Here is a 21,358-nt window from a genome sequence, read left to right as displayed (position 1 = left end):
GGCTCAACCTGCCGCGCGCCGGATGACGATGTCGCCGTGCCGGGTACGCGCGTGGACCGAGACCGTGCTGTCCGCCGGGTCGGGGCTTCCGTGCGACGAGACGGAGTCGCGGACCGACCCCCGCTCGCTGTTGACGTCGATGGAAGCGGCGGCGCCCGCGCCGATCCCGACCTCGATGTTTCCCGAGCCGTTCGTCAGCGTCGCCCGACCGTCCGTCATCCGGCCGATCCGGATGGCACCGCTGGCGCTCTTGGCGGCGACGCTGCCGTCGGCGCGATCGATGTCGAAGTCGCAGGTCGCGCTGCTAAGTTCGACGTCGGCCGCAGCGTGGCCGATCCAGGCCCGCCCGCCCGAGTTCGACAGCCCGACCGGGCCCTCGACCTCGCCGATCCGGATCGCGAACGCCCCGCCGTCGATGTCGGCACGCCCGGCGATGTGCCCGATCGCGACCTCGCCGGACGCGACGTCCGCCCGCAGTGTGTCGATGTGATCGAGCTGTACCTGGCCCGACGCCATGTGCAGTTCGCACCGGCCGAGAAACCCGTCGGCCCGTACGTCCGAGTGCGCCAGGTAGGCGGCCAGACCGGAGCCGGTGGGCAGGTCGATCGTGATGGCGACCGAACCCTTCCGGTCACCGGAGGCGGTCGTCCTGACCGACAGTCGACCGTCGGCGAGGTCGACCTTGGTCCGCTCGGCCACCCTGACGTCCTTGCGGCTCGTTCCGTCGATCGGTTCGACCAGTACCACCGTGTCGGTCCGGTCGCTCGCGCTGACCCGTACCCGGGCACCAGCGACCTCCACGGTGGCGGCGACGGGCCCCGGCGTGGCGAATGTAGGCATGACGGCGTCTCCCTCTGCTTCGTGCTGCTTCGTGCCTGGTCTGTCGGACGGGGTGATCGCGCCGGTCGGTCAGGCGCGCTTCTTGAAGGTGGAGAGTGACCACACGTAGCCGACCAGGGCGATCCCGACGCACCAGAGGACGGCGACGATCGCGCTGCTCCCGGTGGGCGTACCGGTCAGCAGCCCGCGCAGGGTCTCGATGATCGGCGTGAAGGGCTGGTACTCCGCGAACTGCCGTACGCCCGGCCCCATCGTCTCGGCCGGAACGATCGCGCTGCTCAGGAAGGGCAGCATGACCAGCGGTACGGAGACCAGCCCCGCCGATTCCGGGGTCTTGGCGGCCAGTCCCAGGGCGACGGTGATCCAGCTCGTCGCGAAGGAGACCAGTACGAGGAGACCGATCGCGCCGAGCCAGTCGAGCGCACTCGCCGGCGGCCGGAAGCCCAGCGCGAACGCCACTCCGACGAGGGCCGCGATGGCGATCAGCGTACGAAGCAGGCTGGCGGCGACGTGAGCGCTCAGTACGGCACTGCGGGAGATGTCCATCACCTTGAACCGGTTGATGATCCCCTTCGTCATGTCGGAGTTCACGGCCAACGCGGTCGCGCTCAACCCGTAGCAGACCGTCAACACGATCATCCCCGGCGTGGCGTAGTCGATGTAGTTGCCGGCGATGTCGAAGGCGCCGCCGATCACGTAGACGAACATCAGCAGGAGCACGATCGGGAACAGGACCGCGTTGAACACCGCGACCGGGTTGCGGAGCGTGTGCTTGAAGTTGCGACCGAGCATGGTCGTCGCGTTGCTCATCGTGCATCCACCTTCGTACTGGTACGGCCGGTCAGGGAGAGAAAGACGTCGTCGAGGTCCGGCGTGTGCACCGAGAACTCCTCGACCTCGATCGAATGTGCGTCGAGTTGTGCCAGCAGGGTGCGGAGCGACCTGGCCCCACCGTCGCTGGGTACCCGCAGGACCAGGTCGTTCTCGTCGTCCCGCGTGGAGTCGCCCAGCACCCGCAGCGCGGAGTCGAGTTCGAGGTCGCCGCTGAACCGCAGCCGGACGTGGCCGCCTGGCATCTGGCGCTTGAGTTCGGCGGGCGTACCCTGGGCGACCAGCCGGCCCTGGTCGAGCACCGCGATCCGGTCGGCGAGCCGATCGGCTTCCTCCAGGTACTGCGTGGTCAGGAAGATGGTGACGCCGTCGTCGGCCACCAGCCGGCGGATGATGTCCCACATCGTCCGGCGGCTGCGCGGGTCCAGTCCCGTCGTCGGCTCGTCGAGGAAGATGATCCTCGGCTTGCCGACCAGAGTCATCGCCAGATCGAGCTTCCGGCGCATCCCCCCGGAGTAGGTGGCGGCCAGCTTCTGCGCCGACTCCGTCAGGTCGAACCGCTCCAGCAGGTCGGCGACGACCCGCTTGCTCTCGCCCGGGCCCAGCCGCTTGAGGTCCGCCATCAACCGCAGGTTCTCCTGGCCCGTCAGCAGCTCGTCCACGGCGGCGAACTGACCGGTGACCCCGATGGCCGCCCGTACGGCCTTGGTCTCGGTCGCCACGTCGTGACCGGCCACGCGCACGGTGCCGCCGTCGGCCTTCATGAGGGTGGTCAGCACGTTGACCGTCGTGGTCTTGCCGGCCCCGTTCGGGCCGAGCAGGGAGAAGATCGTGCCCTCGGCGACATCGAGATCGATGCCGTCGAGAACGACCTTGTCCTTGTACGCCTTCCGCAGCCCCGAGGCCGCGATCGCTGAATCAGTCATGCGCCCACCATCGCCGCGCGGCCTGCCACCCACCTGACACGGCGCTGACACGACGGCTGACACGAGCGGATACCCGCATGGGGCCGGACGTCGACGTTTCCGGCACGAGGGGAACGACGCGAGATCGAGGTCCAGAAACGAAGATCGCCCTGGTGGTGGACCGAGCGTCCTGCCAGGGCGTTACTTCACGCGCATTTAGGTGGAGCCGAGGGGACTCGAACCCCTAACCCCTGCCTTGCAAAGGCAGTGCTCTGCCAGTTGAGCTACGGCCCCGGGCGGGACGATGCCGTCCCGGGGATGCTGGTCCGGTCGCCGAACTACCGCAGGTCGGGAGCGGTGGTGGCCTCGTGCCAGAGGGCGCGCTCGTCGTTGGATTCCTTGACCTTCTTGTAGACGAGGGCCGCGACGCCCACCACGCCGACAACGAGCAGGATCTTCTTCAACATTGACGTATCCTCACGCTCGACGAGCCGTCGGACGGGTATGAAGTGGGGCTAGATGGAATCGAACCATCGACCTCAGAGTTATCAGCTCTGCGCTCTAACCGACTGAGCTATAGCCCCCTGTTGCGACGAGCAAGGTTACCGTACCTCCGGCGCCGATCCCAACTCGGGGGCGGCGGTTCGGAGCCCGGCCCGTCGACCAGGTACGACGCAGACCGTACCCGAACGACGGACGCCGGGGCCACCGCATTGCGGCGGGTGCCCCGGCGTCGGCGAAGCTGCTGTCGTACCGCTCAGTCGCGCTCGGCGAGGGTCAGCTCGACGCCGCCGACCAGGTCGGCGCAGACGTTGTAGATGAACGCACCGAGGGTGGCGAGCGCGGTGAACAGCACCACGTTCACCAGACCGATCAGCCCGGAGGTGAGGATGACGCCCTTCGCGGTGATCTGGAAGGTGTCGCCGCCCTGGCCGCCACTCGCACTGATCATGTCGGTCAACGTGCCGTTCACGCTGTCGAAGACGCCCATGGCGTCGAGCGCCAGGTAGAGCACGGAGGTCGCGACGATCACCACGATGAAGAGCACCAGCGAGACCGCGAACGAGAACTTCATCACGGACCAGGGATCGATCCGCTTGAGGTTCAGCCGGGCACGGCGAGGACCGCGTGAGGCGGCGGAACTGACCGTACTGCGGGCGGCGCGAACGGCCTCGGTCACCCGGGCCGCTCCGACGGCACCGGGGCCGCCGGCCGGCGCGCCCGGGGTCGCCGCCCCGGCCGCTGCGGGTGCACCGGTGGCCGTACGTGCGGCGGGGCTGCCGAACCCGAACCGGCTGGTGGCCGAGGTCTGGGCCGCTCCACCGGGCCGGCCCGGCCGGAACCCGCCCTGCGGCGCGCCGCCGGAGATCGGCTGCGTCGCCTCCGCCCCGGCGGGGACACCGGGGGAGCCGGGACGCTCGGTACGGGCAGAGATCCGCTCGGTACGGAACGCCTCACCGGGCTGCTCCAGCCGGGTCGTCGCGTTCGGATCGCTCGTACCCGACTGATCGGACCGGTTCACCCCGGCGCTGCCTCTGGAAGCTGCGGCGGTCGCCGCCGGAGACGTCGCGGCTGTCGCGGCTTCCGTCGTGGCAGACGCCGGTTTCCCGCCCTCGGCCGCCCCGGCCGACGGGGCGGCCGGCTCCTCGGGAAGCTGGTCGGGTGGCGGCGGCATGCCCGGCGCCCGGGTGAACTTGGGGGACGGCGTGTCGGCGCTGACCATCGCGCGGCCGACTGCCGCGCGGCCGGTCGCCGAGGCACCGCCGGCGGCGGCCTCCTCGTCGACCGGGTTGGCCGAGGTCCCCGCAGCCCCCGACTTCGCCTGTGTCTCCGTCATCAACTAGTCCTGTTCGTCAGGCTCGTCGGCATTGCGAGCAATCGCCACAATAGTCACGCCGTCTGGTAGGTCCATCAGTTTGACACCCATTGTGTTCCGGTCGCGCGTTCGGCGTACAGGCTTCACGGGAGTCCGGATCACGCCGCCGTTGCTGGTGATGGCGAACAGCTCGTCGTCCGGGCTGATGACGACCGCGCCGACCAGACCGCCGCGGCGCTCGGTGATCTTCGCGGTCAGCACCCCTTTACCTCCCCTACCCTGCACGGGGTATTCCTCGATCGGGGTACGTTTCGCGTAACCCCCGTTCGTCGCCACGAGGACATCCAGGTCCATGCCCTCGCGGACCACCTCCATCGCCAACAGCACGTCGTCGTCGGTGAACCGCATCCCGATCACGCCCGAGGTGGCCCGCCCCATCGGCCGGAGCGCCTCGTCGGTGGCGTTGAACCGGATCGCCTGCGCCTTCTTGGAGACCAGCAGGAGGTCGTCCCCAGGTCCCGCCAGCGCCGCTCCGACCAGCTCGTCCTCGTCGCGGAGGTTGATCGCGATGATGCCGCCGGAGCGGTTGGAATCGAACTCCTCCAACCTCGTCTTCTTCACCAGACCGTTCTTGGTGGCCAGTACCAGGTACGGCGCGACCTGGTAGTCCGGGATCTCGATCACCTGGGCGATCTGCTCGTCCGGCTGGAAGGCAAGCAGATTGGCCACGTGCTGGCCTCTCGCCACCCTACTGGCCTCCGGCAACTCGTACGCCTTGGCCCGGTAGACCCTCCCCTTATTGGTGAAGAAGAGCATCCAGTCGTGCGTGGAGCAGACAAAGAAGTTGCTGACGATATCGTCCTGGCGCAGCGTGGCACCACTGACCCCCTTGCCGCCCCGGCGCTGCGAGCGGTAGAGGTCGACCTTGGTCCGCTTGGCGTACCCGGTGCGGGTGATGGTGACGACCACGTCCTCGCGGGCGATCAGGTCCTCCATCGAGACCTCGCCCTCGAAGGGCACGATCTTGGTCCGCCGCTCGTCGCCCCACTTGGCGACGATCTCGCCGAGCTCCTCGGAAACGATCTTCCGCTGCCGCTCCGGCTTGGCCAGGATGTCCTTGAGGTCGGCGATCTCCAGCTCGATCTTGGCCAACTCGTCGATGATCTTCTGGCGCTCCAGCGCGGCGAGCCGGCGGAGCTGCATGTCCAGGATCGCGGTGGCCTGCACCTCGTCGATGTCGAGCAGTTGGATCAGGCCCTGTCGGGCCTCCTCCACCGTCGGCGATCGCCGGATCAGCGCGATGACGTCGTCGAGCGCATCCAGCGCCTTGACCAGACCGCGCAGGATGTGCGCCCGCTCCTCGGCCTTGCGCAACCGGTACGCCGTCCGCCGCCGGATCACGTCGATCTGGTGCTCGACGTAGTAGCGGATGAACTGGGCCAGGTTGAGCGTGCGCGGCACCCCGTCGACCAGGGCCAGCATGTTGGCGCCGAACGTCTCCTGGAGCTGGGTGTGCTTGTAGAGGTTGTTCAGCACCACCTTGGCGACCGCGTCGCGCTTGAGCACCAGCACGATCCGCATACCGGTACGCCCGGAGGACTCGTCCCGGATGTCGGCGATCCCGGCGAGCTTGCCCTCCTTGATCAGCTCGGCGATCCGCTCGGCCAGGTTGTCGGGGTTGACCTGGTACGGCAGCTCGGTGACGACGAGACTCGTCCGACCCTTCTTGTCCTCCTCGACGTCCACCACCGCACGCATCCGGATCGAGCCCCGCCCGGTCCGGTACGCGTCCTGGATCGGGGTGGTACCCACGATCAACCCGTGCGTCGGGAAGTCCGGCCCCTTGACGATCCCGATCAGCTCGTCGAGCGTGGTGGCCTCGTCGGCGTCCGGGTTCTCCAGGCACCACTGCACGGCGGCGGCGATCTCCCGCAGGTTGTGCGGCGGGATCTTGGTGGCCATGCCGACCGCGATGCCCTCGGAACCGTTCACCAACAGGTTCGGGATCCGGGACGGCAGGATCGTCGGCTCCTTGGCCCGGCCGTCGTAGTTGTCCTGGAAGTCGACGGTGTCCTCGTCGATGTCCCGGAGCATCTCCATCGCCAGCGGGTCGAGCTTGCATTCGGTGTTGTGGCTGACGAAGCCGTCGCTGACGAACGAGTGGTCGTCGGTGTCGACCCGCAGGCTGTAGACCGGCTGAACTCCCGCGTCGGTCACCTCCGCGACCTCGGCGTAGTAGAACCGACCGTCGACCAGCGGCTCGACGACGTCCAGTACCTCGCGTTCGGTGATCCGCGCCACTATCTCGGCGCGGTCCCGCTCCCAGCGCTCGATCCGGTCGACGTTGTGCCGGCGCAGCCAGTCCCGCTCGGTCCAGCGCTGCGCGCCGTGCTCCCGGACGAAGTCGCCGACGTACGGCACGTGGTCGCTGGACAGCGCCCTGTTAGTGGCCGGCACGGCGGCCAGTTCGGACTCCAGCTTCGCCTGCTTGCGGCCGAGGAAGCCGACGTACTGCGCGAAGAGCCGCGCGTCCCGGCGGTTGGTCACCACGACCTTGATCTCGCCGCTGTCGTACCGGCACTGCTTGCTGACGACGCCGAACTCCAGCAGCAGCTGCTGAACCTCGCGGGCCAGCCGCTCGCTGCGGGTCGAGTAGGAGATCTGCATGGTGTTGCGGGGCAGCAGCGACGACGAGCCGTCACCCTCGAAGAGCGCCTGGAGGAAGGCCCGCTTGACCGCCGCCGGCCCCTGCCAGACGAACTCCGGCACGAACTTCGCCGCGCTCCGCGCCCCGATCAGCTCGCCGAGCGCCGTACGCGACAGCTGTTTGATCCCCGCCCGGACCCGATGCAGCGTTTTGCCCGAGGCCATCCGCTCCTCGTTGAACCACCGCTTGCCACCTACCGCGACGTCAAACGCCGCGACCACCCGAGCGAAGAAGGCCCGATCAACGTTGGCAAACTCAACCCACTCGTCGGAGATCCAGCCTTCGCTGACAAGCGCACCGGCCAAGACCGCAGCCTCGATGTGCTCCAGCATCGGGTAGCCGATCTCGTCCGGGACCGTCCGCTGGAGCACCACCCGGTCGCCGGGGCTGACCTCGGCGAGCAGCTTCCACAGCAGCGTCGGCACGCCGGCCACCTGCACCAGGCAGAGCACCGGGTGGTTGTGCGTACCGGTCAGCTCGTAGCCGGCGCGGGTACGCAGCCGCAGCGTCGGATGCGCGCCGGAGTGGAAGAACTTCGAGGCCCGGACCAGGTCGCCGTTGCGGTCCCGAACCTTGAGGTCGATGTCGGTCTCGGAACTGGGCGCCGCGTCAGGGACGATCTGGTCGATCCGGACGGTGCCGTCGGCGGTACGAATCCGCACATCTCCGGTCAGACAGTAACGCATCGCCGCAGCCGGATCGTTACCTGGCGAACCGAAGTTGCCGTTGCCGTCGACCAGCGGGTAGCGCAGCGACCAGGTCTGGGCCATCCGGACCAGCGCGTCGTAGATCGCCGAGTCGCCGTGCGGGTGGAACTGACCCATCACGTCGCCGACCACCCGGGAGCACTTCACGTAGCCCCGGTCCGGGCGGTAGCCGGAGTCGAACATGGCGTAGAGGATCTTGCGGTGTACGGGCTTCAAGCCGTCCCGTACGTCCGGCAGCGCCCGTCCGACGATCACGCTCATCGCGTAGTCGAGGTAGGAGCGCTGCATCTCCACCTCGAGCCCGACCGGCTCGATCCGGTCGTGCTGCGCGACCGCGCTGGCGGCGGTCGCGTCCTGCTCCGGCTCGTTAGCAGAGGACTCGGGAGTATCCGTCACTGTCAACCCTTATCAGACTCAAAGCCGCATTCCGCTGTGGATAACGGCTGTGGAAACCGTGGAAGCTGTGGATAACTGTGTGGAACGACGGTCCCGGCTGACCGTTCGGCCGAGTCGGGAGGCGCGACCCGGCCGATGCCGGCAGCGACGGGAGCCGCCGTACCGCCACTAGATGTCGAGGAAGCGGACGTCCTTGGCGTTGCGCTGGATGAAGGACCGGCGGGCCTCCACGTCCTCGCCCATCAGGACGCTGAACAGTTCGTCGGCGGTCGCGGCGTCGTCCAGGGTGACCTGGCGCAGCGTACGCGTCGCGGGGTTCATCGTGGTCTCCCACAGCTCCGGGTAGTTCATCTCGCCCAGACCCTTGAACCGCTGGATGTCGTCCGGCTTGGCGTTCGGCTTCTTCTGCTGCCGCAGCGCGATCAGCCCGTCCCGCTCCCGGTCGGAGTAGGCGTACTGGGCGTCGTCGCCCTTGCGGTTCCACTTGATCTTGTAGAGCGGCGGTGCGGCCAGGTAGACGTGGCCCAGCTCGACCAACGGACGCATGAACCGGAACAGCAGGGTGAGCAGCAGCGTCTGGATGTGCTGGCCGTCGACGTCGGCGTCGGCCATCAACACGATCTTGTGGTAGCGCAGCTTCTCGATGTCGAAGTCGTCGTGGATACCGGTGCCCAGCGCCGTGATCAGCGCCTGGACCTCGTTGTTCTTCAGCACCCGGTCGATCCGGGCCTTCTCCACGTTGAGGATCTTGCCCCGGATCGGCAGGATCGCCTGGGTACGCGGGTCCCGGCCCTGCTTCGCCGAACCACCCGCCGAGTCACCCTCGACGATGAACACCTCGGACTCGCGCGGGTCGGTGGACTGGCAGTCGGCCAGCTTGCCCGGCATCGAGCCGGACTCCAGCAGCGACTTGCGCCGGGCCAGCTTGCGGGCCTGCTGCGCGGCGATCCGGGCCCGGGCCGCCTGGGTGGCCTTGGTGATGATCAGCTTTGCCTCGGCCGGGTTGCGGTCGAACCAGTCGACCAGCCACTCGTTGCAGACCCGCTGCACGAAGCTCTTCACCGGGGTGTTGCCGAGCTTGGTCTTGGTCTGCCCCTCGAACTGCGGGTTCGTCAGCTTGACCGAGATGATCGCCGCGAGCCCTTCCCGGATGTCCTCGCCGGAGAGCTTCTCGTCGCCCTTGAGCAGCTTCTTGTCCGTGCCGTACCGGTTGACCACGCTGGTCAGCGCGGCCCGGAAGCCCTCCTCGTGGGTGCCGCCCTCGTGCGTGTTGATGGTGTTGGCGAAGGTGTAGACCGACTCGCCGTACGACTCGTTCCACTGCATGGCGATCTCGACCGACATGCCCTCGCTCTCCTCCTCGGCCCCGAACTCGACCACCGTCTTGTGGATCGGGTTCTTGGAGGCGTTGAGGTGGCGGACGAAGTCGGAGATGCCGCCCTTGTAGCAGAAGGTGACCTCGCGCGGCTTGCCGTCCTCCTCCTGCACCCGCTCGTCGCGGAGCTGGATGGTCAGGCCCCGGTTGAGGAAGGCGTACTCCTGGATGCGCCGGTAGATCGTCTCGAAGGCGAAGTCGACGGTCTCGAAGACCGCCGGGTCCGGCCAGAACGAGACGGCCGAGCCGGTAGTGTTGGTGGTCTCGCCCTTCTCCAGCGGGGAGGGCTTGGAGTTGGTGTAGTGCTGACGCCAGACGTACCCACCCTTGTTGATCTCGACGAACATCCGGGTGGAGAGGGCGTTCACCACCGAGACGCCGACGCCGTGCAGGCCGCCGGAGACCGCGTACGCCTTGCCGTCGAACTTGCCGCCGGCGTGCAGCACGGTCAGCGCCACCTCGACACCGGGCTTCTTCAGCTTCGGGTGCAGGTCGACCGGGAAGCCACGACCGTTGTCGGTGACCCGGACGCCGCCGTCGGCGAGCAGCACCACCTCGATCGTGTCGCAGTAGCCGGCGAGCGCCTCGTCGACCGCGTTGTCCACGACCTCCCAGACCAGGTGGTGCAGACCGCGCTCACCAGTCGATCCGATGTACATCCCAGGCCGCTTCCGGACGGCCTCCAGGCCCTCCAGAACGGTGATCGACTCGGCGCCGTACTCCTGCTTCTTCTGCGCTGCCACCTTGGCCACTTTCTCGCGCGGCCCGCGCCGTGCGGCGCGGGAGCGCGGGTTCGGTGGGCGGCCCGCGACCGCACGCGCAGGGCCGGCACCACGAGGAATTCCGGGGTACGGTCGAACGCGCCGGTCGCCGTGGCAGCCCACGGATCGCGATCGGCTCGGACCCGGTGCGGTGCCGGCCGGGCCACCAGGGCCCGCCTCGCGCCACACCGAGTCGTCGTCTCGCCGTCAATCTTACTGTGCCCAGATGACATATTGGGTATGCGGCACCCCTGCGCGGCGCCCTGAGACCCTCGTAGGCGGCCGTACCCCCTCGCCCACGACTCCCCCCACACGCGCGCGGTCGAATCGTGGGCCGTTCCGGCACGGTCCCACCGTCCCGGGCCGAGACCGCCCAGCCTGGTCGTCGCCGCCCGCCGGGGGCGGCGACGAACCCGACGCCCGACGCGACGCCGCCCCGGGGGTCGCGCGGAGGGCGAGCGGTGCCGTAACTTGTCGACGCCGGAAGTAAGCTCCGTGGCCAGGATGCCCGGTAAGCGCATCGGACGGTCCAGACGACCGGTTTCGTCAGGTGCATGGAGAGGTGACGCCCGATGGGGCTGGACAACGTCGCGGTGCGCTGGCCGCGGACCGGCCGCTTCTACGACCCGGTCGCACCGGCCGAGTTCGTCGACTTCGGCGAGTTGGCCGACGTGCCGGAGGTGGCCGCGCCGACGGCCGCCCTCGCCGGCTACATCGCGAAGAACGGCTCGGTCCGGGCCACCGCCTACACCGAGCTGGTCGACCTGCTGCTCGGCCTCGACGGGGTGCTGTACGCCACCGAGGCCGCCGCCGAGGACGAGGACCCGGTGATCGACCCGGACGGCTGCGCCTGGATCGCGGGCGGGCTGGAGCGTTTCGTCGACGGACACCGCGAGCACGGCGAGTCCGTGACGTTCGACACGGTCAGCGCCGTACTGCGGTCCGCGCTCGCCGACGGCCGGCTGGCCGAGCAGCAGTTGCGCTGGCTGGACAGCCGGCTCGACGCGCTACGCGACGAGTCCGGCGCACCGCCGCAGTGGAGCTTCTCCCGCTCCGAGCTGGGGGTACTGGCCGGCTTCTACCGCCGCTGCGCCGAACGCGGCTTCGCCGTCTACGCCGACTCCTGACCCGGCTCGCCCCGACTTTCGCCCGGGTCCGGCAACTCCTCACCCGGCCGGGCCGGCTCGTGCCCTGGCCCGGGCCGGATCGTCGGAACGTCGGCGGGTGCGGTCGCACCCACCGGTCGACCCGACCTCCACCGAATGGCTATGCCCTGGTTGGCCCGAATTGCCAATTACCCGCCGAGGACATGTGACGCGGCTCATCGTCCCCTGAACGGCGGGGCGGAGCAGAAGTCAGACTTGCCCGTCGCTCGGAGGGTCACAGTCCGGTGACAGAGGGCCACGGCGTAGGGACGTAACCGCGTTCGCCGCCAACGAACGGGGAGGGTTCGCGGCTTTGCGTACGACGTTCGGGGCGCTGCGCCACCGGAACTACCGGATCTGGGCCGGCGCCGGCTTCGTCTCCGTGATCGGCACCTGGATGCAGGTGCTCGGAGTCAACTGGTACGTCCTCCAGCAGACCGGCTCGGCCACCTCGATGGGGCTGGCCGTACTGCTCCAGGCGCTGCCCACTCTGCTGCTCAGCGGCTGGGGCGGCGCGCTGGCGGACCGGCTGCCCGCCCGGCCACTGCTGGTCGCCACCCAGGTGGGGCACGCCGGACTCGCCGCCGGACTGGCCGTGGTGGCCTGGTCGGACGCACCACAGATGTCGACGATCTACGTAATCTCGCTGGTCAGCGGCGTGCTCTCGGCGATCGAGGGCCCGGTGATGGGCCGGTACGGCTCGACCATGGTCGACCGGGAGACCCTCGGCAACGCCCTCGCGCTGGGCTCGCTGACCAACTCCGCCGGACGGATCCTCGGGATGAGCGTCGGTGCCGTGGTGGTGGCCGCCACCGGGCCGGCGATGCTGTTCGTGGTCAACTCCGTCAGCTTCGCCGCGGTGGTGGTCGCGCTGCTCGCCGTACGCCAGCGGGAGCTGCACCAACCGGAGGCCGGACCCGCCGGACCGGGCGCCGACCGGCACGGCGTCCGCGCCGGGTTGCGCTACCTGTGCCGGCAGCCGGTCATCCTGACCGCCCTCGCACTTGCCTTCGTCCTCGGCAGTCTCGGCCGCAACTACCAGGTCACCATGGCGGCGATGAGCGCCGGCCCACTCGGCGGCGGTGCCGGCGGCTACGGCCTGCTCTCCACCGTCTTCGCCGTCGGCACGGTACTCGGCGCGCTGGCCGCCGCCCGCAGGCGCGACCTCAGCTACCGGCTGCTGGTCGGTGCCGGGGTGAGCGCCAGCGTCCTACAGGCCGTCGCCGGGCTGGCCCCCGGAGTCTGGACCTTCGCCGCCGCGATCCTGCCGATCGCCGCCGCCGCAGTGATCATCGACACCACCGTCGGCACCCGGGCACAGCTCGACACCGACGGCGCCATGCGCGGCCGGGTACTGGCCGCCATCGCGGTGACCGGCTCGGTGGCCGCCGCCGTCGGCGCGCCGGTCCTCGGCTGGCTCTCCGAGCACGTCGGTCCCCGGCAGACGCTGGTTTTCGCCGGCTGTGTCGGGCTGCTCGCCTCGGCCTGGGCCGGGCTGGCGCTGTCCCGCCGGCAGCGGGCCGCCGCACCGGAGACGCCGCGCCCGATCGCGCTGCCGGCCGCGCGTACCGCCGCCGCGCGGCGCCGGGCCGCCGCCGACCGGTTCGCCCGGCGGCTGCCGTCGGTCCGGCTCAGCCGTACGTATCCCGGGGGCCACGTCCTCGCACCCGCCGTGGACCCCGGGACCAGGACGGTGCCGTCGGGCCGTGCACATGGAGCCGACGAACCACGCCGTGCCCGACCTCGGCCGCGATCCGCTTCAGCAGCGACGCCGCCAGCAGTCGGAGCTGGGTCGCCCACGCGGTCGACTCCGCCTCGACCGTGAGTTCGCCGTCCTCCAGCTTCACCGGACGGCTGTGCTGGGCGACGTCCGCGCCCACCACCCGCTCCCAGGCGCCGAAGACGGTGGCCTCGGCGGCCGGCTGCTGCCAGCCCCGGGCCTTCACCAGCCGGGCCAGCACCGTACCGAAGAGTTGTGGATCACGAGGGTCGGGCCCGGGGCCGGAGTAGCCGCGCGGCCGACGCCGCTGTCCGCCCGACCGACCCGAGGCACCGGCACCGCCGGCCGCACCGTCGGCCGCCGACTCCGCGTCCGGATCGGCTCCGCCGGGGGTACGCCGACGCGGGCCGGTCGCCTTTCGTCGGGCGAGTGCCGCGTCGAGTACCGCCCGGGCCAGTGCCGGACCGGCCAGGTCACCGTCGCCGGCCGTCGCCCCCGGACCGGTCTCCCCTCCGGCCGCAGCCTGCCCGGCCGGGCCCGACGCGGTGTCCTGCTCCCGGCCGCCGGTCGGAGCACCCGCCGGCGGTGAACCCTGCCGCCGTGCTGTCCCCGACCGTGCAGCCCCTGAGGACAGGTTGTCCGGTCGCGGGGTCCCCGGCCGTGCCGACCCCGGGCGTGGGGTTTCCGGCTGCGCGGTCCCCGCCTGCGGGGTTTTCGAGCGTGGCGTTTCCGGGCGTGGCGTTTCCGGCGGGTCAGTCGGCACGGTTCACCTGCCCGTCGGAGACCTCGTAACGGGCGCCGCGCAGGGCCTGCGGCACGTCGTCGGCGACGGCACAGGTGACCAGGAGCTGACTCGCCCCGGCCACCAGCTCGGCGAGCCGCTCCCGCCGCCCGCTGTCCAGCTCGGCAAAGACGTCGTCCAGCACCAGCACCGGTTCGACGCCGTCGGCGCGCAGCAGGTCGTAGGCGGCGAGCCGGAGCGCCAGCGCGTACGACCAGGACTCGCCGTGGCTGGCGTAGCCCCGGGCCGGCAGGGTGCCCAGGGTCAGCGTCAACTCGTCGCGGTGCGGCCCGACCAGTGTCACGCCCCGGTCGATCTCCGACTGTCGCGCCTCGGCGAGCGCGGCGGTCAGCGCCGCCTCCAGCGCCGAGCGGTCCGGCACCGGGTCGGTCAGTTCCACCGACGGGCGGTACGCGATCGACGCCGCACCCCGGCCGGCGGCCACCGCGTCGTACGCCTTCGTCACGTGCGGCCCGAGCGCCGCGACCAGTTCCAGCCGGCCGGCCAACAGCTCCGCCCCGTGCCGGGCCAGGTGGGTGTCCCAGACGGCCAGCGTCGACAGGTCGTTTCCGCCCTCGGCCGGTTGCCCGTCGTCGGCGCGGGCGGCCCGGCCCCGCCCACCGGCGGTCTTCCGGGCCAGATACGAGGTACGCAGCAGTGCGTTGCGCTGTTTCACCACCCGCTCGTAGTCGGCCCGCACGGCGGCGTACCGGGGCATCCGGGTGACCAGCAGGTCGTCGAGGTAGCGCCGCCGCTCGGCCGGGTCGCCCCGGACCAGTTCCAGGTCCTCCGGGGCGAAGAGCACCAGCCGGAGGGCGCCGAGCACGTCCCGGGCCCTACGGGCCGGCGAGCGGTTCAGCCGGGCCCGGTTCGCCCGGCCTGGGGCGATCTCCAACTCGACCAGCAGTTCCCGGCCGTCGTGCACGATCGCGCACCGGAGCACCGCCGTCGCGGCACCGGCCCGGACCAGCGGGGCGTCGGTGGCGACCCGGTGACTGGCCAGCGTCGCCACGTAGCCGAGCGCCTCGACCAGGTTGGTCTTGCCCACCCCGTTCGGGCCGACGAGCACGTTGCCGCCCGGCTCCAGGTCGACCCCGACCCGCTCGTACGAGCGGAAGTCGACCAGTTCGAGCCGGCGGACGTACACCGGTTCAGTGCTTGCGTACGGCGTGCCCGCCGAACTGCTGGCGCAGTGCGGAGACGGCCTTCAGCGCCGGGGAGCTGTCCTGGCGGGAGGCGAACCGGGCGAAGAGCGAGGCGGTGATGACGTTCAGCGGCACGGCCAGCCGGACCGCCTCGTCCACCGTCCACCGGCCCTCGCCGGTGTCCTCGGTGTAGTCGGTGAGCTGGGACAGCTCCGGGTCCTCGTCGAGGGCCCGGTCGAGCAGGTCGAGCAGCCAGGACCGGACGACGGTCCCCTCCCGCCAGGACTTGAACACGCCCGGCACGTTCGTCACCAGCTCGGAGGCGGTGAGCAGCTCGAAGCCCTCGGCGTAGGCGTGCATCAGGCCGTACTCGATGCCGTTGTGCACCATCTTGGCGTAGTGCCCGGCGCCGACCGGGCCGGCGTGCACGAAGCCGAACTCGCCCTCCGGCTTCAGCGCGTCGAAGACCGGCATCAGCCGCCCGACATGCTGCTCGTCGCCGCCGACCATCAGGCCGTAGCCGTTCTCCCGGCCCCAGACGCCGCCGGAGACCCCGACGTCGATGTAGCCGATGCCGTGCCGGTCGAGCTTTTCCGCCCGGGGCAGGTCGTCGCTGAACCGGGAGTTCCCGCCGTCGATGACGATGTCCCCGGCGGAGAGCACCTCGATCAGCCCGTCGACGGTCGGCTCGGTGTAGGCCACCGGCACCATCACCCAGACCGCCCGGGGCGCGGCCAGCCGCTCGGCCAGTTCGGCCAGGCTGGCGACGTCGGACAGCGCCGGATTCTGGTCGTAGCCGATCACCTCGTGCCCGGCGGCGCGCAGTCGTTCGCGCATGTTGCCGCCCATCCGGCCGAGGCCCACCAGGCCGAGTTGCATGAACTTTCCTTCCAGAACCGGTGCGATCAGCGGGTGACCCGGATCGGCATGATCAGATAGCGGTAGCCGGGAATGATCTCCCCGTCCTCGCCGGAGGGCGAGATCACCGCAGGCTTGAAGGCGTCGACGAAGGAGAAGACCGCCAGCGCCGAGCCGAGGTTCTGGAGTCCGTCGATCAGGTACTGCGGGTTGAAGCCGATGGTCAGCGGCTCGCCGGTGAAGGTGGCGTCCATCGCCTCGCTGGCCCGGGCCTCCTCGGTGCTGCCGGCCTCGACGACCAGCCCGTCCGAGCTGAAGTTGAGCAGCACCGGCGTGGTCCGGCCGCCGACCAGCGACACCCGCTTGACGACCTCGGTGAGGGCGGCGACCGACACCCGGGCCTCGGCGTTGGAGCTGGCCGGGAAGAGCGAGCGCACCGGCGGGTAGTTGGCGCCGTCCAGCAGCCGGCTGGTGGTCCGGCGGGTGCCGCCGGCAAACCCGATCAGCCCCTCGCCGGCCGCCCCCTGGGAGAGCGCCATCGTGACGTCGCCACCGAGCGGGCCGAGGGCCTTGGCGGTGTCGTGCAGGGTCCGGGCCGGCACCAGCGCGTTGATGCTGACCTCCGGGTCGTCCGGCCGCCAGTCGATCTCGCGCAGCGCCAGCCGGTAGCGGTCGGTAGCCAGCATCGCCAGCGTCGACCCGGTCAGCTCGATGCGTACGCCGGTCATCATCGGCAGCGTCTCGTCCCGGCCGGCGGCGATCGCGACCTGGCCGACCGCGGCGGCGAAGGTGGCCGCGTCGATGGTGCCGGCGCTGCCGGGCATCTCCGGCAGGGTCGGGTAGTCCTCGACCGGCATCGTCGGCAGGGTGAACCGGGCGCTGCCGCAGACCAGCTCCAGATGCGCTCCGGCGGCGGCGATGTCCACCGGCTTCGCCGGCAGCGCCTTGGTGATCTCGGCCAGCAGCCGGCCGGAGACCAGCGCGGCCCCCTCCGCCTCGCTCTGCACGTCGACGGTCACCTGGCTGGAGACCTCGTAGTCGAAGCCCGAGACGTGCAGCCCGCCCTCACCGACCCGCAGCAGTACGCCGGCCAGCACCGGCACCGAGGGACGGTTGGGCAGACTCTTCGCGGTCCACGCCACGGCGTCGGCGAGCGCGTCACGCTCCACGCGGAACTTCATGCCATGCCTCCGGATCGACGTCAGCGACAACTGTCTCATGCCGGCGGCCGCCTTCCGGCCCCGCCAACCGTGCGGGTCTTCCTGGCACCTTAGGACCCGGCCACATCGGCTGTGCGCCCGACCCCGGTACTTCGGCAGATCTTGACCGATGGGTACGACGGTTCAGAAAGACTCCACAGGATGCCCAACGCCGATGATTGGTTTTTGTTCTCTTCTAGAGATAAACCAATCGTCTTCATCGGTGCTGTGCAAACTGTGGAGAAACCAGCTCTGCGCAGGTCAGCGGCTTGTCCACACGTGTGCGGCGTGTGGACAACCGGGCCCTGAACCGGCCCCGCGATCCACAGCCGGATCCGTCCCCAGGGTTATCCACGCTTGTCCACCGGTCGTCCACCGGGTTACCCACCGTCTTTTCCCCATCTGTGGGTACGGCCGGTCGAAGATCGACGAGTGCTGTCCCCAGAACCTTCAACACCTCGTACACAGCCGGCCCGGACCGGTGGACAACTCTGTGACTCTCGGTGACCGTCCACACACGTTTCCCCAGGCTTTGTCCACAGCTTGTGGGTTGACCGTCGTCGGCGGGCCGAGGGTTATCCACCGATGGTGGACAACCGGCTGTGGACAGCCTGGGTACAACGCGCGCGGCTGTGGGTGGGGACGGAGTGCCGTGCCGGCGGGTGGTGCTGCTCGGCCGCTCCGGCGAGGGGGACAGCGGCGGAAAAGGCACCGTCGGCGGATCCGGAGACGGGCGAGGGCCGGGTACCGGGACCGGTTCGGCCCGTACCCGGCCCTCGCCGGTGCGTCTCGGGTGGCTCAGGTGTTCTGCTTGATCCGGTTCGTCAGCTCGGCGATCTGGTTGTAGAGCGAGCGGCGTTCCGCCATCTGCTGCCGGATCTTCCGGTCCGCGTGCATCACCGTGGTGTGGTCCCGGCCGCCGAACGCCTGGCCGATCCGGGGCAGCGACAGGTCGGTCAGCTCACGGCACAGGTACATCGCCACCTGGCGGGCGTTCACCAGTACCCGGGACCGGGACTGCCCGCGCAGGTCCTCCAGGCTCACCCCGAAGTAGTCGGCGGTGGAGATCATGATCTGGTCCGCGGTGATCTCCGGACCGGAGCCGTCCGGGATGAAGTCCCGGAGCACCTCCTCGGCCAGCGACAACTCGACCGGCGACCGGGTCAGCGACGCGAACGCGGTGACCCGGATCAGCGCACCCTCCAGTTCCCGGATCGAGCTGGCGATCCGGGAGGCGATGAACTCCAGTACGTCCGGCGGGGCGAAGAGCCGCTCCTGGGCCGCCTTCTTCTGCAGGATCGCGATCCGGGTCTCCAGGTCCGGCGGCTGGATGTCGGCGAGCAGCCCCCACTCGAAGCGGGTACGCAGCCGGTCCTCCAGCGTCGCCAGGTCCCTCGGCTTCCGGTCCGAGGTGATCACGATCTGCTTGTTGGCGTTGTGCAACGTGTTGAAGGTGTGGAAGAACTCCTCCTGGGTCCGCTCGCGGTTCTCCAGGAACTGGATGTCGTCGATCAGCAGGATGTCGACGTCGCGGTAGCGGCGCTGGAACGCACTGGTCTTGTCGTCCCGGAGCGAGTTGATGAAGTCGTTGGTGAACTCCTCGGTCGAGACGTACCGGACCGAGCGGGCGTTGCCCAGCGTGGTGGCGTAGTGCCCGATGGCGTGCAGCAGGTGGGTCTTGCCCAGCCCGGAGTGGCCGTAGATGAACAGCGGGTTGTACGCCTTGGCCGGCGACTCGGCGACCGCGACCGAGGCGGCGTGGGCGAACCGGTTGGACGAGCCGATGACGAACGTCTCGAACATGTACTTCGGGTTCAGTCGGTTGCCGCCGACGTCTCCGGCGCCGCCGACCCCGCCCGGTCGGCGGTCGTCCCGCCCGCCCGGGCGCTGGTCGGCGAAGGCACCGCCCCGGCCCGGCCCGTTGTCGGGGCCGTCCCGCCCCGGCCCGAGCCGTCCGCCGCCGTCCCGCCCGTCGTGGTAGCGGCGGTCGGCCGGCCGGTGGTCGACACCGAACTGGCCGAGGTCGCCGGTGCCGGCGCCCCGCTCGTCGAAGTTCCGTCGGTCCTGGTGCGGCGCGGTCGGCCGGTACGGCTCGGGGTACGGCGCGCTGAACAGCGTCTCCTGGCCGTCGCGGCTGGCCGGGATCAGGTTGCCCCGGGGGCCGTCGGGCCGACCGGGCGGCCGGGCCGCACCGCCGGGCGGCACCTGCGCCGAGCCGGTGAACGGCGGAGGCTTGCGTCCGGCGGCCTGGTCCGGAACGGGGTTGTGATGTTCGGGTACGTCGGCGCCGGCCACCGGACCGGTCGGGAACTCCTGCTCCGGCCGGGCCGGGTACTCGTGCTCGGCACCGGGAAAGCGGAGCGGCTCGGTGCGGTACCCGACGCCCGGCTCCGGATCGGCGTAGCCGGCGGGTTCCCGGTCGCCGTAGCCGCCGCCCGGATTCGGCCCGGGGTAGCCGCCCGGCGGATCGGCGTCGTCGTACCCGCCGGCCGGTGCGGCACCGCCGGGATGGCCCGGCCCCCCCGGATATCCCGGCGGTACGGCCGGCCCGGTCGGCTCGGTCCCGATCGGGTAGCCGGTGACCGGCGGGCGGGTCTGACCGTCCTCCGGCGGACGTACGGTGACCGCCACCTGGACCGCCCGGCCGAGCCGGCGGGAGAGGGCCTCGGTGATCGCCGGGCGGAGCCGGGACTCGATCACGTCCCGGGTGAAGGCGTCCGGCACGGAGAGCAGCGCGGTGTCCTCGATGATCGTGTGCAGACGGGTCAGCCGGAGGTAGGCGCGCTGCTGGGCCGAAATGATCTCGTCGGCCAGTTCCTCTGTCGTCGCCGCCCACACCGCGCCAAGGTCGATCGTGTCGGCCACGGTCGCGCCACCCCCATCGCCTCTGCGTCTCCGGCCGCCGTTGCCGTCCCAGTCGACCGTTCCAGGCTTGCTGACGTGCTCGAACAGGCACGACGCGGCGCCCGGCGGTTGCCGGCGCCGTCCACAGGTTATCCACAGCCTGTGTATCGACCGATTGTGTCGCCCGGCCGGGCGTCCGTGTCGTCTGCCCCCGGGCCCGACCGGCGTTGACGCGGGTTCATCTGTCGAACGATCGACGAGCTTGTCCGGTTTTGCCCGTCAGCGGCATCCCCACCCCTTGACGCTGACGTGCAATCGGGCACGCTAACAGCGTTGTCCACAACCCTTCAACCGTCGGCCCGGGCGGGACCTTGTCAACATCAGGGAAAAACGCCGGTCGGCGCTCCTGCCGCCGGCCCGGCCCGCTCGGGTACGCCCGGTCGGCCGGCAGTCGTCCGGCTGCCGGTCACGAGGTGCCGGTCATGAGCTGCCGATCATGACGTTTGACGGTCGTTGTCGGGCTGCGTAGGCTCCGACGGTTGCTCTGTCGCCCTCTGCTAGGGTGATGGAAGACTGTTGACCGCGGTCCCGCACGGGCCGTGGCTGACGCTTGGGCGGCATCGACATCCGGCCGCTCCGGCGACCAACGCCAGACAATCACACGACCCCGCTGTCGCACGACCGGGGCGTACGACGACGGAGAGTTTGACGTGAGCAAGCGCACCTTCCAGCCGAACAACCGCCGCCGCGCGAAGACCCACGGCTTCCGGCTGCGCATGCGCACCCGGGCTGGTCGCGCCATCATCTCCGCCCGCCGTGGCAAGGGTCGCGCCCGCCTGTCGGCCTGACGGCTGGCAAGGCCGGTCCGGGGATGTAGGCAGTCGTGCTGGCGGCCGCACAGCGACTGCGGCGCAGCAGTGACTTCGCCGCGGCGATCCGGGGTGGGCGCCGGGCCAATCGGGGATCCGTGGTGGTCCATCTCCATTCGGCCGGTACCCCGGAGCCGGCTTCCTCCCCGGCGACTCCTTCCCTGACGACGACATCGGAGCCGGCTCGTGCCGGTGCGGGACAGCCTCCCGCGCCGGCCCGGGCCGGCTTCGTCGTCTCCAAGGCGGTCGGCGGCGCGGTGGTCCGGAACAGGGTCCGGCGCCGCCTGCGGCACCTGGTCCGCGACCGGCTGCCGGCCCTACCGCCCGGCACCACCCTGGTCGTACGCGCGCTGCCCGGCGCCGCCGACGCGTCGTACGCCCGGCTCGGCACCGACCTGGACGCCGCGATCACGGCGGCACTGGCCCCCCGGAAGTCCTCCCGGCGGCCCCGATGACGGC

At 70.5% G+C, this 21,358-nt stretch carries 15 protein-coding genes, 2 tRNA genes and 1 pseudogene; 4 read left to right on the top strand and 14 right to left on the bottom strand.

Annotated elements, in window-relative coordinates; all coding sequences use genetic code 11:
- Positions 1–3: 3 nt before the first annotated feature.
- The 9 genes from Pen02_RS19930 to gyrB form a co-directional block, all read right to left on the bottom strand.
- Positions 4–840: a DUF4097 family beta strand repeat-containing protein gene (locus Pen02_RS19930; RefSeq protein WP_203867596.1), complete on the bottom strand. Its 837-nt coding sequence runs from the start codon at positions 838–840 to the stop codon at positions 4–6.
- Positions 841–909: 69 nt separating this feature from the next.
- Positions 910–1,650 (bottom strand): ABC transporter permease, encoded by a 741-nt coding sequence (locus Pen02_RS19925; RefSeq protein ID WP_203867595.1) that lies wholly within the window; start codon positions 1,648–1,650, stop codon positions 910–912.
- A complete protein-coding gene (locus Pen02_RS19920; protein WP_203867594.1) occupies positions 1,647–2,597 on the bottom strand; it encodes an ATP-binding cassette domain-containing protein in 951 nt (316 codons plus the stop codon). Before Pen02_RS19920 ends, Pen02_RS19925 begins: the two co-directional genes overlap by 4 nt.
- A gap of 200 nt (positions 2,598–2,797) precedes the next feature.
- Positions 2,798–2,870, bottom strand: a tRNA-Ala gene (locus Pen02_RS19915).
- A 44-nt stretch (positions 2,871–2,914) separates the two neighbouring features.
- Complete coding sequence (locus tag Pen02_RS41885) at positions 2,915–3,043, bottom strand: DLW-39 family protein (RefSeq protein WP_225945452.1); 129 nt, start codon at positions 3,041–3,043, stop codon at positions 2,915–2,917.
- 43 nt (positions 3,044–3,086) lie between these two features.
- A tRNA-Ile gene (locus Pen02_RS19910) sits at positions 3,087–3,160 on the bottom strand.
- A 173-nt stretch (positions 3,161–3,333) separates the two neighbouring features.
- Positions 3,334–4,251 (bottom strand): DUF3566 domain-containing protein, encoded by a 918-nt coding sequence (locus Pen02_RS19905; protein ID WP_443678484.1) that lies wholly within the window; start codon positions 4,249–4,251, stop codon positions 3,334–3,336.
- Positions 4,252–4,416: 165 nt separating this feature from the next.
- Positions 4,417–8,202, bottom strand: a complete 3,786-nt coding sequence (gyrA, locus tag Pen02_RS19900; protein WP_203867592.1) for an intein-containing DNA gyrase subunit A — start codon at positions 8,200–8,202, stop codon at positions 4,417–4,419.
- Positions 8,203–8,370: 168 nt separating this feature from the next.
- The gene (gene gyrB, locus Pen02_RS19895) at positions 8,371–10,320 is read right to left on the bottom strand and encodes a DNA topoisomerase (ATP-hydrolyzing) subunit B (protein ID WP_203867591.1); all 1,950 of its coding nucleotides are present in this window, start codon (positions 10,318–10,320) and stop codon (positions 8,371–8,373) included.
- Positions 10,321–10,910: 590 nt separating this feature from the next.
- On the opposite strand from gyrB, the gene Pen02_RS19890 reads away from it, so the two are divergent.
- Entirely contained in the window at positions 10,911–11,465 is a 555-nt protein-coding gene (locus tag Pen02_RS19890) for a hypothetical protein (protein WP_203867590.1), read from the top strand.
- A gap of 331 nt (positions 11,466–11,796) precedes the next feature.
- A pseudogene (locus tag Pen02_RS19885) lies at positions 11,797–12,948 on the top strand (MFS transporter); the annotation flags it as partial.
- Positions 12,949–13,114: 166 nt separating this feature from the next.
- Here the strand turns inward: Pen02_RS19885 and Pen02_RS19880 are convergent.
- The 5 genes from Pen02_RS19880 to dnaA form a co-directional block, all read right to left on the bottom strand.
- Positions 13,115–13,837, bottom strand: a complete 723-nt coding sequence (locus Pen02_RS19880; protein ID WP_372445637.1) for a DciA family protein — start codon at positions 13,835–13,837, stop codon at positions 13,115–13,117.
- A gap of 118 nt (positions 13,838–13,955) precedes the next feature.
- Positions 13,956–15,131, bottom strand: coding sequence for a DNA replication/repair protein RecF (gene recF, locus Pen02_RS19875; protein WP_203867589.1), 1,176 nt, complete (start codon positions 15,129–15,131; stop codon positions 13,956–13,958).
- A 4-nt stretch (positions 15,132–15,135) separates the two neighbouring features.
- Positions 15,136–16,008 carry a phosphogluconate dehydrogenase (NAD(+)-dependent, decarboxylating) gene (gnd, locus tag Pen02_RS19870; RefSeq protein ID WP_203867588.1) on the bottom strand — a complete coding sequence of 291 codons (873 nt, stop codon included), beginning with the start codon at positions 16,006–16,008 and terminating at the stop codon, positions 15,136–15,138.
- A 26-nt stretch (positions 16,009–16,034) separates the two neighbouring features.
- A complete protein-coding gene (dnaN, locus tag Pen02_RS19865; RefSeq protein ID WP_203867587.1) occupies positions 16,035–17,168 on the bottom strand; it encodes a DNA polymerase III subunit beta in 1,134 nt (377 codons plus the stop codon).
- A gap of 816 nt (positions 17,169–17,984) precedes the next feature.
- Positions 17,985–19,886 carry a chromosomal replication initiator protein DnaA gene (gene dnaA / locus Pen02_RS19860; protein ID WP_504739745.1) on the bottom strand — a complete coding sequence of 634 codons (1,902 nt, stop codon included), beginning with the start codon at positions 19,884–19,886 and terminating at the stop codon, positions 17,985–17,987.
- An 854-nt stretch (positions 19,887–20,740) separates the two neighbouring features.
- On the opposite strand from dnaA, the gene rpmH reads away from it, so the two are divergent.
- Both rpmH and rnpA read left to right on the top strand, forming a co-directional pair.
- Positions 20,741–20,878 carry a 50S ribosomal protein L34 gene (rpmH, locus tag Pen02_RS19855; protein WP_203867585.1) on the top strand — a complete coding sequence of 46 codons (138 nt, stop codon included), beginning with the start codon at positions 20,741–20,743 and terminating at the stop codon, positions 20,876–20,878.
- Between the two features lie 35 nt (positions 20,879–20,913).
- Positions 20,914–21,354, top strand: coding sequence for a ribonuclease P protein component (rnpA, locus tag Pen02_RS19850; RefSeq protein WP_203867584.1), 441 nt, complete (start codon positions 20,914–20,916; stop codon positions 21,352–21,354).
- The last annotated feature ends 4 nt before the right edge of the window (positions 21,355–21,358 follow it).

The sequence above is a fragment of the Plantactinospora endophytica genome, assembly GCF_016862915.1.
Classification (GTDB): Bacteria; Actinomycetota; Actinomycetes; order Mycobacteriales; family Micromonosporaceae; genus Plantactinospora; species Plantactinospora endophytica.
The sequence above is the reverse complement of the archived record's forward strand: the minus strand, read 5'-3'. Positions and strand labels throughout refer to the sequence as shown.